The following is a 17,865-nucleotide window of genomic DNA, read 5'->3' as shown; positions in this document are numbered from 1 at the left end:
AAATGTAAATACACTTTTGAACTTTTGTTCATTCTTTTTTAGAAGGGAATTTCTAGTAATACATTGAAAGTAGTATAAGCTTGTAAATAAAGGATGTGAACCACTTGTTTAAGTCAAAATTCTTTATATTCACATTGCTAGTATGCACCTCACTATCCATATTTATTTTTTATAAAAGGGATGTTATTTTCCAAGAAGGAAACCCAGTTCCATTTGCTTTAGCTATGTCTAAGATGGTTATTCAAGATAAAGAAATGGTGGAAGTAGAACCGATAGATAATCAATACCCCTACTTAGTAAAGCGCGGAAAAATGGAACCTTTTATCGATATGATGGAGCAAGATGGCTGGAGTTTTGTAGATAGAGATATTATGGCTAACTCACTAATTTTTGAAAAAGGAGATCAATCAAAGAGCGTTCCTTACAAATACTTTACAAGGTACTACACATTGATTTATTCATACTAAAAATAAAAGGCTTTCTCAAAATTAATATTTTGAGAAAGCCTTTTATTTCTAACCTTTTTGATAATGTAACAATTCTTTCGCTGTATGCTGATCTATAATTAGTACATTTGCATACCCGCCACGTAACGCACCGTCAATTGCTTTTATTTTTCTATTACCACCTGCAACTAAAATAGAACGTTTCTTTAATTTAAGTTCCTCTAACTCAATTCCAATTGTACGCTTATTAATTTCTTCGCTACTAATATTTCCGTCTCCATCAAAGAAACGTGAACAAATGTCACCGACAGCTTGTTCTTTCAAAATGTTCGTTTCATCCTTATCTAAATATCCTAATCGGAATAATAACGCTTCATCACGCACTGTTCCAACAGTGAAAATTGCAATATTTGCTTGTTTCCCCATTTCAATAATGTGATGAATATGTCTATCTTGCTCCACTAATTCTTTTGTCACCGCATTATCAAATATAACTGGAAGAGGTAGATTTCTTGGCGTCGTTTGAAAAGCATCTGCAAATAACGCGATCGTTTCATTCGCATATGTATTTACACTTGAGTGACTAATGCCACCTTTTAACTGGACAACCTCTACACCTTTCACATGTTGCGGTACGATTTTTCTAGCGATTTCATACATCGTCATTCCCCAGCTTACACCAACGATATCACCATTTTTCACTGTCTTTTCCATATACTCAGCTGCATATTTACTAATATACTCCGTAATCGTTGCATATTCTGGTACTGGAGAAAATACGACATGCGCTTCTAACAGGTTATACTTTTCTTTAAGTAAATTCCCAACGTTATCTAAGTCAGCAAATGGATCAGCTATACTAATTTGAACAAATCCTTTTTCTTTCGCATACTTCAATAATCTAGAAATCGTCGGTCTTGAAATATTTAATTTATTAGCAATTTCTTGCTGACTATAATCTGATTGATAATATAATCTTGCAACTTCAACGCTTAATTGTTGTTTATCCTTATCCATAGTAACTCATTACATATCCTTTCCTGTATTTCCTTTTCGTTACAAGCATTATACAGCTTTATGCAAAAAAATTCGACTCCCTTATTTATCAACCTAAACTTCTACTCCACTTAGGATTTACAATGAAACTTTTATTTTTTAGCTTCATACACTCGATACAAATGATCTTGAATCAGATAAAGTGAAACTTTAATCAGTGGGGGTTTTGTTCATCCCCCACTGATTATTAGCCCTCACCAATCGGGCTTTTACGGGCAGTCCGACTCCCACCTAACTCCCTCGTATTCGCCGAATTTTGAGGTGGGAGTCTTACTGCCCGCAAATAGCGGGATAAATCGATTCATATTTAATTCATTCTTTTTGTTCTTTCTGTAGTAACAATAACAAACATTAAATATCGTTTATGGAACTTCCTTAACGTACGGTAAAGCCAAGTTTTTTAATATAGAAATTCCTTAGCGTGCGAAATTCACGTTTTGATGGCGAGACCCCATCGCCATCAAGCTAAAATTTTATAGTACCCCCAGAACGAAATTTTGTGCTACTTGTAACAAAAAAGCACATTTTTTCGTTTTGGGGAGCAACCAAATTCTTAACTTGATGGTGATGGGATATTTACTTTTCTAAGCTTGATAGCGATGGACGATATCCCTATTACGTAATGATTGTTAGACGTCCAATTTGATTACACTCTTCAGCGAACCAAAGATCGCCATCCGGACAAAACGTGATACCATGTGGCTCTGCATTATTTGTAGGTATCGTATATTCCGTAATAACTCCTTCAACTGTAATACGGCTGATTTTGTTACCTCCCCATTCTGTGAACCAAAGATCTCTGTTATTCCCAGGTATTATGGCATGAGGACGAGCGTTCGGCGTCGGTATAACAAATTCTTTGATCTCACCTTCGAACGTAATTCTACCAATTTTATTGCCTATGATTTGCACAAACCATATTGCTCCATCTGGGCCGCTCGCAATTCCAACTGGCCCGGAGTTGGGTGTTGGGATTGGATATTCTTTGACCTCACCTTTAGTGGTTATTCTCCCAATCCTATTGTTCTGATTCTGTGTAAACCATAATGCACCGTCTGATCCCAGAGTAATAAAAGAGGGAAATGATTTGGAGTTAGGCAATTCAAACTCGGTGATTTCCCCTGACTTTGTTATTCTTCCGATCCTACCATTATTCATTTCTGTAAACCATATTGCTCCATCTGGTCCTTCCGTTATGCCAAAAGGTGCGGCGTTCGTTGTAGGGAGTACATATTCTTCAAAAAGACCGTTCATCGACATTTTACCGATCTTGCTTGAGTTATATTCCGTAAACCATAAGTCACCGGTCTGGTCCGAGATAATTGACATAGCTCCTGCATTTGCTGTCGGAATGGGAAAAGAATTTATTTCACCAGTAGCATTTATTCTACCAATTCGATTCCCTTTCTGTTCCGTAAACCACAATGCTCCGTCTTTTCCTACGGTTATTCCATATGGTCCTGAATCTATTTCATTGACCACATATTCTTGTATCGTGATCCTCATATCATTTCCTCCCATTGAAAATTTTGAGTCTTGTTTTTCGGTATAATTTAGTTTAAAAAAGGACATTCCTGGTATTACAGTGGATGCCCTTTTTGCTAAATTATAAGATATTTTGTTAGAATTCAAAGTCTAGAATCATTTTACTGGTTTGACCTGTAAACTTATAATTATAGGACCCTTTCAGGCTTTCTAATTCACCAGTAGCTTTGATGATTATTGCAGGGGAATCTAGATTTCCTTTATCAAATATCCCTTGCTCTATAGCTATAAATGTCCCTCGTTTTCCCTTATAAATTCCTTCGAAATGTAAAAATCCAGAAATTTTAGCAGTAGCCAAGTGACCATCATCTATAGTTGATTCTAAATAATATAATAAATATTCAACAAAAGCTTTTCCTTTTAATTCACCGTCAATATCATATTCGACATGGGCAATATTAATAGGGAAATCTTTTCTAGTGTCATTGACTGGCTTTTCATCCCATTTACTTACTGTAAATGTTACTTCCATACGCGTAAACCTCCCTTCATCATTAGATGAGTAATCTACCTCCAGTATATCACCTAAAAAGTACCATCAATAATTATATCTCATAGGAGTGTTTCTAAAGTAACGGATGCTGCTGGTAAGACCCTGTTAAGAGCAAAAGACGACTTATTTTTTGTTCTTCTTATATGACATTGAAAGTAAATTTTTATTTAACAGTTTACTTTCATTTTTATTAAAAAAGAACACGTAGAAATTACTACATGTTCTTTATGAGACGGTTCATTTTTAAATATTACGTATCTTCTAGATTTTTCTTATTATATAGTTGTGTCCTTCTATTTCTTTTCCCTCATTTCAACAGCAAAGTTCATGATCTCTTCCTCTGTTAATTTTTCTTCAGTGGTTAAGATCGGACGGATTACTCTATACGTTTCTTAATTATTTCAATTGTACTAGAAATTGTGAATTAAAAAAGAGAGCCGTAGCCCTCACTTTCAATTAATAGCAATTAAGGATGCTTCGAGGGTATTTAATAGTCTACATTTTAAGGAATGTAGGCTAAGTAATATAAGTTAATCTGTTATTAATTTTGAATAAATACTTAGATCAATAAACTTTTCATTAGATTTTTCACACTTTCTCATTGTCCCTTCGAATGTAAAGTTTAACTTTTGTAAGACTTTTATTGAATTGATGTTTTCAGATTCAACTTTTGCTTCTATTCTATTGAATTCTAAAGTACTAAACGCATAATCCATTAAAGAGAGAATGGCTTCTGGCGCATACCCCTTACCCCAAAAAGCTTTACTAATATCGTAACCAATTTCTGCTTTGGCGTTTTTGAAATCAAATGAATTATAACCACAAGAACCGATAATTTCATTTGATTCTAATTCAATTATTGAATAACGAATAGCTCTGTTTTCCCGAGATAACTTATCAAGCATTTCAATCATATCTACCGCTTGGCTTTCATCAGTAAAACTATTGATATTCATAAATTTTGTAACTTCTGGATCCGCCCAAATTGTAAACATGCTAGCTGAGTCTGATACTTTCATTTTTCTTAAAACTAATCTTTCGGTTTGTAGTTCTGTAATCAATATTTTTACCTCCATTATGTTTTTATTTTGGGGTCAAGATATTGATATCTGCGCATAGTTCAGTCCCTTCGTGTTTCAAGATAATATTATTATAAAAGCTATAAAGGATGAACCAATAAATTTCAAAAATTTGGTTATGTTACAGTTTATGATAACTGCGTAATAAAGAAAAATGAAACAATTGTATTGTGATTTTTAAACATCTTTAATTTTATTCTTATTTACCGTTCGTTGAGAGCAATTATTTTTTAGTTGCTGTATTTCCCATTGCAATAGAAATTCTATTCCAACTGTTGATTTGATTAATTACCAGAACAAGGTCAATATATTGTTTCTCGTCATAGTGTTCACGTACTCGCTTATATAGGTCTTCAGGAACTCTTTTAGTGGGAATTAGAGTAATATGCTCAGATAGTTCAAGAGCAACTTTCTCTTCAGGTGTATAAAAATCACATTCATTCCAAGCATTCAAGCAATAAATTCGTTGTTCGGTTTCACCTATCTTACGGGCATCTGATGTATGCATATCCATGCAGAAAGCACAACCGTTAATTTGAGAGACTCTAATCTTTATAAGTTCTCTAGTAATTCGATTAATTGTAGATTTCTTAGTGTACTTCTCCATATCCATCATAATTTTCATGCCATCAGGTGCAACATCATAGTAGGAAATTCTTTGACTCATAAGGCAAGACCTCCTTTGATTTTAAGATACTTATAATTATACCTTCATACGAACATTCGTGCTATTTTTTTGTTTGTAAAGCATTCGAAATCAAAGAGAATTTCAGTTATAGACAGTGTAATTAGTTGTTTCATGGTACGTAAATATCGCAAATGAGTAACCGTATTTTCCAAACAAATATTTTCACTTTTTAATTACTTTATTATTACCGTCAGAATAAATTGAATAACTCTATTAATTTTTAAATGATTTTATTATAAATGAAACAATTTTATTATCACCAAACAACTACATAATTTTGATCAAACTTTATTCGAAAGCTACAGTGTTTTTATCTTCCTATAGTTATTTATGGGGATTTAGTTAATTTTTTCGTTTTGGAGAACAACTAATTTCTTAGCTTGATAAGCATGTGACGAGGCCCCCTGCCCGTCAAGCTAAAGTTTTAATGTACCCCCAAAATAAAAATTTTCTTTCACTACAGTTAATTACTTTGAGAAGTCAGCGGATTTTTTCATTTTAGGGGGATTTTGTTTTGTTAGCTTGATAGTGATGGGATACAGCCAACATTTTGGAAGTTTTATATGCTAAGCGAATTTTAACCTAAAAAAGTCGAATTCCTGTACGTTAAGTGAAGTGGCATTTCATTCACATAATCCCTATTATCTGAAGTTAATAAAGTCTGTTACACTCTCTTCTTTAAAAACGTTTCCATAATATCCTTCTTGAATCTTTTATAATCAAGCTGAAAAGCTACATTATGCGTTTTATAGCCTGGATTAGTAGCAAAACGAAAGTCTGCAATACTTTGACCAAATCCTTCTCCTTGATCAGGAATTACTTTAATGGGTACTCTTGAAAGGCCAACAGCCTCTTGATTCAGCAAATACCACACTGTTACAAAATCATGCATAGGGCTTCCACTTATACCAGGATTAGACTTGGAGTAGAATTTATAATAATAGTCTAACATAGGTTTGATGATGAGTCCTGCAAGATCCTGTGTATTCCGATGAAATGCATCGATTTGCTGGACCATTTCGGGTGTAACAATCGCATGTTGAGTCACATTTAAAGGAATAATTGTCAAGTTCTTTGCATGCTGCAGAATTAAGTTTGCTGCATAAGGGTCTGAGTAAAAGTTAGCTTCAGCCACAGCAGTTACGTTACCTGGATAGAAAAAAGCTCCCCCCATGCAAATACATTCTCTTACGTTTCGCATTGTTTCTAAATTCAACACAAAAGTCGTAGCTAGCGAAGAAAGTCTTCCTAAATTGATAATTGTAAGATCTTCTAAATTTGATTCTATAATTTGATAAATATCATTTAAAGGATAAACTGGATATGAAATTTCAGGGGGAATGATAGGTCCTAATCCGACTTTTCCATGTACCTCAGGGAAATACTGAATCAATATACCTGTCAACGGTACAGAAGCACCAAGGAATACGGGTATCTCTTCTCTTCCCGCAATGTACTTCAAATAGTTAATATTTCTTATTGCATTTTCTCTGGATACATTTCCATAATCGGCTACAATTCCTACAAGTTGAATGTCTTTACGAAAAAAAGTGTACAGTATAGCAAACGCATCATCAATCCCCAAATCTGTAAACAGGAGAACCTTTTTTTCATATCTCTTCCTCCAAAATCTATAGAATCCTACTTTCACTAATGATGTAGTGATCAGACTAAGCTTGTATGTATATATTTTATGTATTCTTAAAGAGTGGATTCTATTCACTTGAAATAGCTTTGCTCATCTAAATTTGATATTATGTTCAAGCGTAAGTTTCTGTTCTTAAGTTCATAGGCATGGTGTGCTATCCCATGCCCATCAACTTAAGAATTTTTTAACACCCCAAAACGAAAAAACAAGTTAAATTCTCATAGATAACTATCTTATAATTAATTATATAATTTATTTTTTAATATAATAATATAAAGATATTACTCTTAAAAGGGGGGGATTCAAATTGGTTAAAAACTTACCTTTATACTAATAGTTATTTTAATACTAGATGTAAGTTCTTCTACATTAAGTACGGACGGATACTTTTCTCCAGTTATAGAATGGTCTTTAATGATTATAAGTATTATTTTAAACATTACTGCAGTTATAGGCTTATCACTACACGTCTTTGTATATCAACCTATGAAAAGATTTGAAAAAATTAAAATGAGATCTTCAAATAAAATAATTATATTTGAGGTAACACCACCTCGCCATCGAGTGTTGATTTAGAAAAAAGTTTAATTATAAATATTTTATGATATTCAATAAATTTAACTTATAAAAATATTTTTATTCTTATTCAACTATCCTGCCCCGTTAGTTTAAGTACATTTCTTCACAATTTTTACAGTGATAGTAACATAAATACCCAACAAAAAATCATCTCACCTCTAGAAATCTATAATGGTAGTTTTAGAATAAGTGAATAAGAGAAATAACCACCATTGATTATTTCTCTTTTCATATACATATTTATTTTTGGAAAAATAACCTAACTCCAAATGCTAATAATACTGTACCAGTAATACCCTCTATTGTACGGTTCACTTTTTCTTTTCGTAAAAAAGTTCTTAATTGACGTATTAGTGAGATATAAAGTAAATACCATATTGCTGTCAAAGTCGTAAATGTGAGTCCTAACAACAGAAATTGGAAGAGATGACTTTGATTGCTCACAATAAATTGGGGTAGAAAACTTAGGAAAAATACAGCCGTTTTCGGATTTAAGATTGCCGTGGTAAATCCTTGTCTAAAACTTTTAATCGTACCAATATCCTTAGAGTTCATTTCCACTGAACCTGACATATCTTCTTTTTTAGAAAAGGCACTTTTAATTGACTTTACAGCTAAGTAAATTAAATAAAAAGCCCCAGCATATTTTATTAATGTAAATAACATAGAGAATTTCATTAGGATAGCAGAGAGTCCTAGTGTAGCCATTATTGTATGAATCATCATTCCAGATACCGTTCCTAAGACGGTCCTTATCCCACCATTTCTACCATGCGAGATAGTGTTTTTTGTAACTAAGGCAAAACCGGGACCAGGCATTATTATGATTAAGATTGCTGTGAGGATAAATAACAAATAATTTTCCATGTTCTAGTATTTCCTTTCCAATTTTTAGTTTTGCCTATAGTATAGCTTTTTTACTTAAAATATTAAATATAAAAAGCGTGATCAGGAGTTTATCGAGGTTATTAGTATCAATTTGACCAAACATTATCCTAAAGTTACATTGATAAAACAAACGGCAAACTTATGGGTAAAATTACAAGCTCGGCTCTCACAAAAAACGGGATAAAAAAATTAACAGCGGAACTAGTCCACTGTTTATTTCGTCACACCCTCATGTAATTTTTCTGTATAATCTTTTACATCCTTCCAGCTATCTTTCGCTGTATTTAAATCTTCTTTTATAAAGGTAAATTCTTCAGGGCTGATTCCTTTTACGTTTTGTAGTAAATTATTATATTTCGCACCTACCGTATACCACTGATTTGATATGTTTTGCAGTGCTGTAATTGCTGCATCAATTGTTTCTGTCATATTAGTCGTTTTATTTTTCACATCTGTCAAAATTGCCACTTCTGCTTGTGCTCCTGAAATTCTATTCTTTAAACTGGCTATTTCTCGTTCTGCATTTGCAATATCTTTTTTTGCGATCGCAATCATCGGTCCGCCCGCAAGACATGTTATTAGTGCTACGCAAAGTACGCCACCAGCAATGACCATGTCGTTACTCTTTTTAATCGAATCGTTATATGTATTTATTTGTTGCTCTAGAGCTGGAATACCAGCATTCGTACTCGCCAAAATCGAGGTTAATTGATTCGTATCCTCTTTAAAACTATTTGTGTCTTTCGCCATTCTATCGCGAAAAGCTTTCAAATTCCCTAATAGTACATCTACCTCATTTTGATTCTTTAAAATATCCGCATACAACTTTTCTAAATCCGCTTTTAATTTACCGCTATCCTTTTGATCAATCGCTGCTAACATGTCATTATAATACGCTTGAAAAGTATTATTGTAATTAATAATATTTTGATCCGTTTTCATAATTTGAGGCTTCATATTATTTAACCAATACGCCGCATTAATTTTTGCATCTCTTTGATGCTGAATCATATTTCCTTTAAACTCACTATTAATTGAACTTATTTTACTCAAATCAGTCTCTTGCTGATTTTGAATTAATTTTGCATATGAATCCATTGCGAATATGCTCGATGTTGTTTGCGCCATTACATCTTGGAATCCTGCTGGACCGAGAGAATAATTTTTTGCATTTTCTTGTAATGTTTTTACGTTTTGTTCCGCTGCAAAAGGATGTAAAGGAAGTGCATTACTCGTTGCCACCCCAGCAATCATGATCGTTAAAAGACATTTTTTATAAAATCTTTTCTGCATACTTTTCACCCATTCTCTTTATAAGGATATAAAAAAGCTCCTGCTCACAACTGAACAGGAGCTTCAACTCATTCATCAATACTTAACGCTCTAACGATTCGTATTCGATTATGCTTTTTTCGTATCTACTACTTTAATATCTTCAGCATAGATTTTTTCTGCATAGTCTTTAATGTTCTTCCAGCTATCTTTCGCAATGTTTAAATCTTCTTTAATGAAAACAAGGTCATTTGGACTAATTGAATCTACATTTTGAAGTAAAGAATTGTATTTTGATCCCATTGTGTACCATTGATTTGAAATGTTTTGCAACGCTGTAATTGCTGTATCAATTGTGTTTGTTAAATATTCAGTTTGTGTTTTAATGTTCGTTAGTCCTGCCACTTCTAATTGCGCAGTTGTAACTTGTCCTGTTATCTTTTGAATTTCTGCCTGTGCATTATCAAGCTCTTTCTTCGCTAAGACGATTCCTGCAGTACCACCACCTACTGCTGCTGTTCCACCTGCAATTAATGCGATTCCTAGCGGAGTTCCTGCTCCCGTAGCAATTACAACCGCACCACCGATAATTGCAATTGGGCCTAAAGCTGTCGCAACAGATGAACCGATAATAATTGCATTATATTTACTAATTGCTTCATTATACGTTGTAATTTGATTTTGCAGAAGCGGAATTCCAGCATCTTGACTAGCCAAGATAGATGTAATTTGATTTGCATCTCCCTTGAAATTTTGCGTATCCGACGTCATTTTATTTCGGAATTTCTTTAAGTCTTCTACTAACTTATCTACTTGCGCTTTATTTTCAGTAATACTACTTGATAATCTAGTTAGACCTTTCGTAAGAGTTGCTTTATCCTTTGCATCAACCGCAGCAACTAAAGTATCATAATAGTTTTGGAATTTCGTATTGTAATTAATGATATTTTGATTTGTTGAAATAAGCTGTGGCTTCAATACATCTAGCCATTGTTGTGCATTCCCTCTAGCTGTATCTTGATGCTGAATCACTTTACCTTTTAAAGCTGCATCAACTGACGATACATTACCAAAGTTAACATTACCTTGTTTAATAATTGTTAAAGCGTACAGATCCATTACTAAAGCGTTTGAACCTGTTCTTTCCATTGCATCTTTCAGGCCTTCTGGTCCTAATGAATATTCTTCGTAGTCATTATAAGCTTTTGCTACAACATGAACTGGAGCTTGTTTCACTGTACTTTCAGCTGCATACGTATGGGCCGGCATAATATTCCCTGCTGCAAATACTGCCATAAGTGCTGATAGAGCCATTACTTTATAAGGTTTTTTTGTCATTTTTCTTCTCTCCCTATATCGCTAATTATTTTTCTGTTTAATGTACTTCAACGTTTGTAACGTAATCTTCAAATTGATTTGTTTGCTTATTCATTTCATCACTTACTTTTTTAAGTTGATTGAAATGTTTTTGAAGTAAACTACTGTCTGTATACGTGCCTTCTTCAATATTTGTTTGAATTTGGATCATATTATTATTTAAAACTTTCCAATCCGTTAATAACGTTTCTAAAGTTGTAATTTGGCGATCAATTAGTTCTGTAAAGCTACTTACTTGATCTTCAACAAATGTAATTTGAGTCGCCTCTAATTCAGTTTGTGATAACTTCTGAATAAGCGGTAATAACTCTTTTTGCTTTTGTTGAATACGAAGAGCTGCTTCCCTCGTTTGACTATCTGCAGCATTTACAATTTCATTACTTAAAGTACCGATAGAAACAAAGTCGATTGTTTTCGTTTGTGCAGTTTGATTTGTAATTGTAAATACTTGTTTACCGATATTAATAGAACCTTTAATAATTTCTTGTGGTCTATTCAAAATAGTAGTTAGTTCAGCTTGAATTTCCCCTTGAATTCTTTTTATGTCTTCTCTTAATTTCACAATATCTCCACTTGACCCTTGCAGTGTTTTTATTGCTTCATCAGCTTTAATTGATAAGTTGTTACTATCTTTGTCTAATACCGTTTTAAATCGATTTAACTCTAATAAATCTTGCTCCATACTCTCTTGAATGCTTTGGACTTGCAATTGTAATTTTCCATATGCGTTTGTAAAATCTGCTTTTGCCTGTTCATCTTCATTTACTTTTCCTGCTAGTTCATAGAGCTTACTATAATAGCTATTAAATCTTGTGCTGTATCTCATCATTTCTTGATTTAAGTCGATTAGCTTTGGATTATATTCATCAATCCACTCTCGTACATTCGCTTTTGCAAATTTTTGATGATTCGTTAAACTACTCATAGCGTTTACCTTAATGTCTGGTTGTTGTAAAATAACTAATCCGTATGCTTGGATAAGTGGTGACTGTGATCCTAACATTCTAATTGAATTTGATAATGTATTTGGAGCAATTACATTTTGCGCATATACTGTTTTCACTTCTGTTTGCCCCTCCTTAGCGTAAGCGCTTACAGGAACGAAGCAACTCGTAGATACTGCTGTAACCAATAACCCTGTAATTAAAGTCTTTTTCACTTTAACTCCTCCTATGTATTAGCAACTATTACTATCGCATTTTAGTATTCTATTTTCTTGCAAATGATTTGAGATGGTTAAAAATAGAGAACGTTCTCACCGTGAGTCATGTACGAACCACCTCTCTCAAACTTTATTTCTACAGTACTTACTTATTGTTATAAAACATTACATGACTTTTCATATGTGCTTAGTATGAATAATATTGTATAAAATTTCTGGTTCATCGTAATTTCCACATTCACACAGTGAATATATTACATGAAAATATTATTCATTTTAAGCTAAATAACGTACGTAAATATGAAATTCCGTTTTGTTTTTATTTAAGTTTTGTACTGTAAGGTCATTTAAACACAGCTATTTATCTACCGTAAAGAAGTATTTTAATTCCCTTTATTTTCAAGCACTCATGTCTTTATTCCAAAATAAAATCCGATTAACTTTCTCAATTAAAATATCCATATATCACAACAAAAAACACTATTTACTCATAAGTGATAATATTATATCAATATAATTTTAAGGCCTATATGCAATTATGCATAGCATATACACAAAAAGGATAGCTTCACTTTCGTGAAGCTATCCTTAAAAAATCTTATTACTTTTTCAAATGATATGGAACTGTCGTAATAACAACATTTCTTTTATAGAGTAAATACGCACGAATGAGTAAACTAGATTGATTATGAAGAATGTTATGCCAGCCTTTTTTCGGAATAAACTGTGGTATAACGACTGTAACACGGTAATTTGATTCACTCGCTTTATATTGCACTGTATCAATGAACTTTGTTAACGGCTGAATGATACTTCTATAATGAGAATGTAATGTAACAAGCCTTACTTCAGGTTGCCACTTCTCCCATTTCTCTTCAAATTTCTTTTCCTCTTCTCTGTCAAAAGCAACATACACAGCGATAACTTGATCTGCAGAAAGAGCTTTAGCATAGTTCAGTGAATTTTCTACTACATGAGTCATACCTGCTACAGGAACGACAATTACATTCCCTTCGATCGGAACAAGTGGTTCACAAGTTTTTAAACTTAATTGATCCCCCACTGCATCATAATGCTTCTTAATTCGATGGAACAAGAAGATAATGGCAGGTAAGAAAATAAGGATCGACCAAACTTGTGCGAATTTAGTTAAAAAGAACATACTCATTACGATAAAACTAATGACTGCACCAATTAAATTGACCGTTAATCTCAAAGCCCATCCTTCAGGTTTTTCACGAAGCCATTTTAATACCATCCCAGTTTGAGAAAGTGTAAATGGAATAAATACACCTACTGCATATAACGGGATTAAATGTTCTGTTTGCCCTTGGAAAGCTACAATTAAAATAATCGAAGCGATTCCAAGTATAATAATACCGTTTGAGTAACCTAAGCGGTCTCCTCTAATCGTAAACATTCTCGGTATAAACTTATCTTTCGCAAGGTTAACTGCTAATAGCGGAAATGCAGAATAACCTGTATTAGCAGCAAGAATTAATATTAAAGCTGTTGTACCTTGTATGAAATAGTACATGAAATTACGTCCAAAAGTTTGTTCAGCAATTTGTGAAACGACTGTTACTTCCTTACTTGGATTAATCCCGTAATAATAAGCTAAAAAGACAATTCCTGAAAATAAAACTGCAAGTAATGCACCCATTGCAAGCAATGTTTTCGCTGCATTGTTAGGTCCAGGATCTTTAAAGTTTGGAATTGCGTTAGATATCGCCTCAACACCCGTTAAAGCAGAGCTTCCTGAAGCAAATGCTCGTAACAGTAAGAACAAACTAATTCCCGCAACTGGTGTTCCAATTGGCGAATGCAGCGTGGGTGAAACGTGACCAGTCAAAATATTATATATTCCTACACCAATTAATATAAATAATGCTACAACGAATAAATAAACCGGATATGCTAAAACGGAAGCTGATTCCGTTACGCCTCTTAAATTTAAGATGGTAATCAATATGACAAATATAATCGCAATGATTACATTATGTGCATGTAAACTAGGAAAAGCTGATGTGAGCGCATCTGTACCTGCGGACACACTTACTGCAACAGTTAAAATGTAATCGACTAATAAAGATCCTCCAGCTATTAATCCCGGATTCATCCCTAAATTTTCTTTTGATACAACATATGCTCCGCCGCCATGAGGGTAAGCAAAAATAATTTGTCGATAAGATAAAATAAGAGCTGTCAATAATACTAATACCCCAACAGCTATCGGAATGGAATACCAATAAGCTATTGCTCCAAGACCTGCTAGTGCAATTAATATTTGCTCTGGTCCGTATGCGACCGATGACAATGCGTCAGAAGATAAAATGGCTAGCGCTTTCGTTTTATTAAGTTTTTGCTCTCCTAACTCAGTTGATTTTAACGGTCTTCCAATTAAAAATCTTTTAATAGATGAAACCAATGCTGTCCACTCTCCAATAATTTTGTACGAACGATTCTGCTAGTTACAGCGATAAACTATTTCTTCAGAAAACAAAAATGTCTACAAGCCATAACGAAATAGACTTGTAGACATTATTTTTTTTGTCGCACAAGCTCCACCTTCCTTCTCAATATAACGCTTACGAGGTTAGCTGTCGGATTCGGGCCTATGAGTAGCCCTACCTTTTTCAAGGATTCACCCCATTGGATTATGTACTAATCCATAAGAACGGGTCCCCCGCACCATGCGGCTTCAGCGATTTAGAAAATTGAAACTGTGGATTATAATACTCCTTTATTTTCAAAAAGTAAACAAAAATTTTAAAAAAGAAAAAAATTAAAACGATTGCGCATAATCCACCGAAAAATATACATAATGAATACTAAAAATCCACAAAGGAGACCCGTATGTCTAAAGAAAAGAAGCCACTTTTTTCCGATTCCTATTTAGATGCTGTAGCAAATGAAATTAATCAGCTATATGGTAAACGTGAAAGAGAACGAAATACGACAGATAAACCGAAAAGAAACGAATAAATTGTCAAAAAGAAACAAAAAAAGGATAGCAACATTTATATTTTGCTATCCTTTACTGTTTTTCATACCATTTCTTTAGTAAAAATCATTTTTTCATATACCTTTAAATTTTGATACACAACACTTAATAAAGGCACATCTATAGACATTTCCTCTGCTAATTTCAATAAGTATCCTTGTAAATGCTTCCCTTCAATGAGCGAACCTTTTTCCATATCCCGTTGCATCGATGACTTCATATCATACGAAATTTTATCAATCGTTTTCATATGTTCCTGGGCGATATTCTCCTTAACTGGAGCCCCCATAGATTTCATGATTTGCACTGATTCTTCAAATAAGTTCCTAATAAATTCTCGGCCTCCATCACTCTCACGAATCGGTCCTATCGGCGCACGCATTAATGTTGTCACACCTGACATTACGGTGATAAATAAATATTTATGCCACATATCTTGCACAATATTTTCACTTAAAACAAAACTAGCTTTTGTATCTGCAAATGTTTTAGAAATAAGCTTTATTCTCTCTGAATCTTGAGGCTTAATTTCCCCAAATACAAGTCTGTTGGCAGCACTCGTTTGTACAATTTCTCCCTGATCGTTTAATGTCGTCTCGATAAAGCATAGACCGCCAATTACTTTCTCTTCACCGAATTCCTTTTGTAATAGTGATAAATGAGCGATACCATTTAACAATGGGATTATTACAGTATTTTTACCTACAAACGGCTTTAAATCTATGGTCGCCTCGTGTAAATGATACGCTTTTGTTGAAAATAAAATCACATCAAATGGAGTCGTTCTATCTTCTTTCGTTACCAATTTCGGTTGAAATGAAAAATCTCCATTAACACTACGAATAACAAGGCCTTTTTCTTCTAATTGCTGTTTTCTTTTGCTGCGAACGAGAAATGTAACATCTTCTCCCTTTTCTACTAATCGGCCACCGAAAAATCCGCCAACGCCCCCAGCTCCTAATACTAAAATACGCATACAACATCCCCCTTTTTCTAACACAATTATACTAATTTTAGTATACATAACATTATACATGTCCTTTGTTAAATAAGCTGAATTTTCATTCTTAGTCTAATGAACAAGAGAGGTTATTTTCAAGAAAAATTGGGCATGTTGTTTCTATAGCTTATACGGAAAGGAAACAATGTAAATGGAGGCAATACAAACAATCGAGGAAAAAGATGTAACAACAGCTATATTTCAATTTATATTCCCGTTTTCGTTTAAAACTGGATATGAACAAAATATGTTCCCTTTCTTACAAAAAAATGATTTTCGACCTTTTCGACTCGATCATCTTGAAGATGAAAATACATATTATGGGAAATTTCAAGTTTCACATCAAAATATGGAAGCATACTATCTTTCCTTTACAAATAAAATTCTCTTTCCTCATTCAGAACATCAAAAAGGATTACAGCGCTATTCTAAAGACCTTAATTTAAATGGACATTTAACAACTAACCTTATTTCCGTTCCATTCAAGATACATTCTATTGATGTAACACTTTGTCCTTATGAGCTTGGGTTCTTAACAATTCGGACAGAAATAAAAACCGCTCCTAACATGACATTATCAGAAGCGATTGAATTCGCGGCTCGCTTCCGTGTACTTGAAACTAAAAGTGATACGACTGAGACTATTTGTATTGAATGTGATGGAAAAAAATATTCACAAGTAGAAAAACTTATATTCGGTGATTTATTTCATGGTTTAACAGACTTCTTTGAGAACAAGAGATTGCGGAGTTCTTACTTTCAAACATTCCCTTTCTTTGAAGACCAGCGAATGTATGTACAAACTCTATTATCCATAAACAAAGAGTCAGACCTTCATATAATCGATGTATATCGAGCTTCCAGTCTTTCCGGATTATCAGATGATGGTAAGCCATATATTAGTGCAAATAATGTTCCTTATATTCACGATTATTTAACAAAACATTCTTATCAAAGATGGGCTCCTAACCGTTACTTTATTATGGAAGAACATATTTTCACATGTATTACAAATGAAGGTGAACAAGCAGTCACTAAACTTGCTAGTCAAATGTACGGGGAGTTTTATTACGCTTTATTATTAAATTTATTTCATAAAGTTGTTTTATTAAAGATGGCAAACGCTTATGCCGAGTTAAATATTGAACAAGATACAAATGAAATAGAGAAATTAATTTATTCAATAAATTCGTTTACAGCTAATTATTTTTCTTTAGAATTAGTATCCCAATCACAAAGTGAAGATATTTTCTTTCGTCTAAGAAAACTTTTTAACATTGAAGTACTGTACACGAACGCGAAACAAAATCTAGATAGTTTATTTAAATATCAAGAAAATGTTGCTTCAAAAAAAGATAGCCTCTTATTATTAATTTTAACGCTCTACTCTGTTGTAGGCCAAATGTTAGGGTTTACTATGATTGATCTTTTAAGAAACACCGATTCAAACAAAATATCATCGCCTTTTGAATTTTTTGCTCTATTAATAGCGATTAGTGGCATAGTCATTTCACTTATTTTAGGTATACAAAGTTTATACCAATGGAGTGTACAACATAAACGAAGAAAAGCATGGGTAAAACAAACTGTACTTTCTGCTGTGAAAGAGAAGGATAGTACAAAGTAAC

At 33.3% G+C, this 17,865-nt stretch carries 15 protein-coding genes, 1 pseudogene and 1 riboswitch; of the genes and pseudogenes, 4 read left to right on the top strand and 12 right to left on the bottom strand.

Going from position 1 to position 17,865, the window contains the following annotated elements; translation table 11 throughout:
• Positions 1 to 104: 104 nt before the first annotated feature.
• Complete coding sequence (locus ABH955_RS16520; protein WP_002086260.1) at positions 105 to 467, top strand: hypothetical protein; 363 nt, start codon at positions 105 to 107, stop codon at positions 465 to 467.
• 48 nt (positions 468 to 515) lie between these two features.
• Here ABH955_RS16520 and ABH955_RS16515 read toward each other — a convergent pair whose 3' ends face one another.
• The 6 genes from ABH955_RS16515 to ABH955_RS16490 form a co-directional block, all read right to left on the bottom strand.
• Positions 516 to 1,463 (bottom strand): DNA-binding transcriptional repressor DeoR, encoded by a 948-nt coding sequence (locus tag ABH955_RS16515; RefSeq protein ID WP_404456352.1) that lies wholly within the window; start codon positions 1,461 to 1,463, stop codon positions 516 to 518.
• 654 nt (positions 1,464 to 2,117) lie between these two features.
• Positions 2,118 to 3,008 (bottom strand): Vgb family protein, encoded by an 891-nt coding sequence (locus ABH955_RS16510; protein ID WP_113938133.1) that lies wholly within the window; start codon positions 3,006 to 3,008, stop codon positions 2,118 to 2,120.
• A 115-nt stretch (positions 3,009 to 3,123) separates the two neighbouring features.
• Positions 3,124 to 3,519 carry a DUF3224 domain-containing protein gene (locus tag ABH955_RS16505; protein ID WP_113938132.1) on the bottom strand — a complete coding sequence of 132 codons (396 nt, stop codon included), beginning with the start codon at positions 3,517 to 3,519 and terminating at the stop codon, positions 3,124 to 3,126.
• 551 nt (positions 3,520 to 4,070) lie between these two features.
• Positions 4,071 to 4,601 (bottom strand): GNAT family N-acetyltransferase, encoded by a 531-nt coding sequence (locus ABH955_RS16500; protein WP_002126830.1) that lies wholly within the window; start codon positions 4,599 to 4,601, stop codon positions 4,071 to 4,073.
• Between the two features lie 241 nt (positions 4,602 to 4,842).
• Positions 4,843 to 5,286 (bottom strand): carboxymuconolactone decarboxylase family protein, encoded by a 444-nt coding sequence (locus ABH955_RS16495; protein WP_113938131.1) that lies wholly within the window; start codon positions 5,284 to 5,286, stop codon positions 4,843 to 4,845.
• A 685-nt stretch (positions 5,287 to 5,971) separates the two neighbouring features.
• On the bottom strand, positions 5,972 to 6,958 hold the full coding sequence (locus ABH955_RS16490) for a nucleoside hydrolase (RefSeq protein ID WP_201056077.1): 987 nt from the start codon (positions 6,956 to 6,958) through the stop codon (positions 5,972 to 5,974).
• A 304-nt stretch (positions 6,959 to 7,262) separates the two neighbouring features.
• Between ABH955_RS16490 and ABH955_RS16485 the strand changes: the two are divergent.
• Positions 7,263 to 7,531 (top strand): annotated as a pseudogene (locus tag ABH955_RS16485) (hypothetical protein).
• Between the two features lie 243 nt (positions 7,532 to 7,774).
• On the opposite strand, the gene ABH955_RS16480 reads toward ABH955_RS16485, so the two are convergent.
• From ABH955_RS16480 to ABH955_RS16460, 5 genes are all read right to left on the bottom strand, one after another.
• A complete protein-coding gene (locus ABH955_RS16480; RefSeq protein WP_113938130.1) occupies positions 7,775 to 8,401 on the bottom strand; it encodes a LysE family translocator in 627 nt (208 codons plus the stop codon).
• A gap of 234 nt (positions 8,402 to 8,635) precedes the next feature.
• Positions 8,636 to 9,715 carry a non-hemolytic enterotoxin NHE subunit C gene (nheC, locus tag ABH955_RS16475; RefSeq protein ID WP_113938129.1) on the bottom strand — a complete coding sequence of 360 codons (1,080 nt, stop codon included), beginning with the start codon at positions 9,713 to 9,715 and terminating at the stop codon, positions 8,636 to 8,638.
• A 108-nt stretch (positions 9,716 to 9,823) separates the two neighbouring features.
• Positions 9,824 to 11,032: a non-hemolytic enterotoxin NHE subunit B gene (gene nheB / locus ABH955_RS16470; protein WP_404491378.1), complete on the bottom strand. Its 1,209-nt coding sequence runs from the start codon at positions 11,030 to 11,032 to the stop codon at positions 9,824 to 9,826.
• 37 nt (positions 11,033 to 11,069) lie between these two features.
• Positions 11,070 to 12,230, bottom strand: a complete 1,161-nt coding sequence (gene nheA / locus ABH955_RS16465; RefSeq protein WP_098763823.1) for a non-hemolytic enterotoxin NHE subunit A — start codon at positions 12,228 to 12,230, stop codon at positions 11,070 to 11,072.
• Positions 12,231 to 12,834: 604 nt separating this feature from the next.
• Positions 12,835 to 14,661 carry an APC family permease gene (locus ABH955_RS16460; RefSeq protein WP_404456346.1) on the bottom strand — a complete coding sequence of 609 codons (1,827 nt, stop codon included), beginning with the start codon at positions 14,659 to 14,661 and terminating at the stop codon, positions 12,835 to 12,837.
• Between the two features lie 142 nt (positions 14,662 to 14,803).
• Positions 14,804 to 14,950: riboswitch (cyclic di-AMP (ydaO/yuaA leader) on the bottom strand.
• 139 nt (positions 14,951 to 15,089) lie between these two features.
• Between ABH955_RS16460 and ABH955_RS16455 the strand changes: the two genes are divergently transcribed.
• Positions 15,090 to 15,218, top strand: a complete 129-nt coding sequence (locus tag ABH955_RS16455) for a hypothetical protein (protein WP_002086273.1) — start codon at positions 15,090 to 15,092, stop codon at positions 15,216 to 15,218.
• Positions 15,219 to 15,280: 62 nt separating this feature from the next.
• Here the strand turns inward: ABH955_RS16455 and panE are convergent, their stop codons facing one another.
• Positions 15,281 to 16,213 carry a 2-dehydropantoate 2-reductase gene (panE, locus tag ABH955_RS16450; RefSeq protein ID WP_002168643.1) on the bottom strand — a complete coding sequence of 311 codons (933 nt, stop codon included), beginning with the start codon at positions 16,211 to 16,213 and terminating at the stop codon, positions 15,281 to 15,283.
• Positions 16,214 to 16,388: 175 nt separating this feature from the next.
• On the opposite strand from panE, the gene ABH955_RS16445 reads away from it, so the two are divergent.
• On the top strand, positions 16,389 to 17,864 hold the full coding sequence (locus ABH955_RS16445; RefSeq protein WP_012260743.1) for a hypothetical protein: 1,476 nt from the start codon (positions 16,389 to 16,391) through the stop codon (positions 17,862 to 17,864).
• The last annotated feature ends 1 nt before the right edge of the window (position 17,865 follow it).

Origin of the sequence: Bacillus sp. RC240, assembly GCF_044907945.1 — a bacterium.
In the GTDB taxonomy this organism is placed as follows: domain Bacteria; phylum Bacillota; class Bacilli; order Bacillales; family Bacillaceae_G; genus Bacillus_A; species Bacillus_A mycoides.
This window is presented reverse-complemented; position numbering and strand designations above follow the sequence as displayed.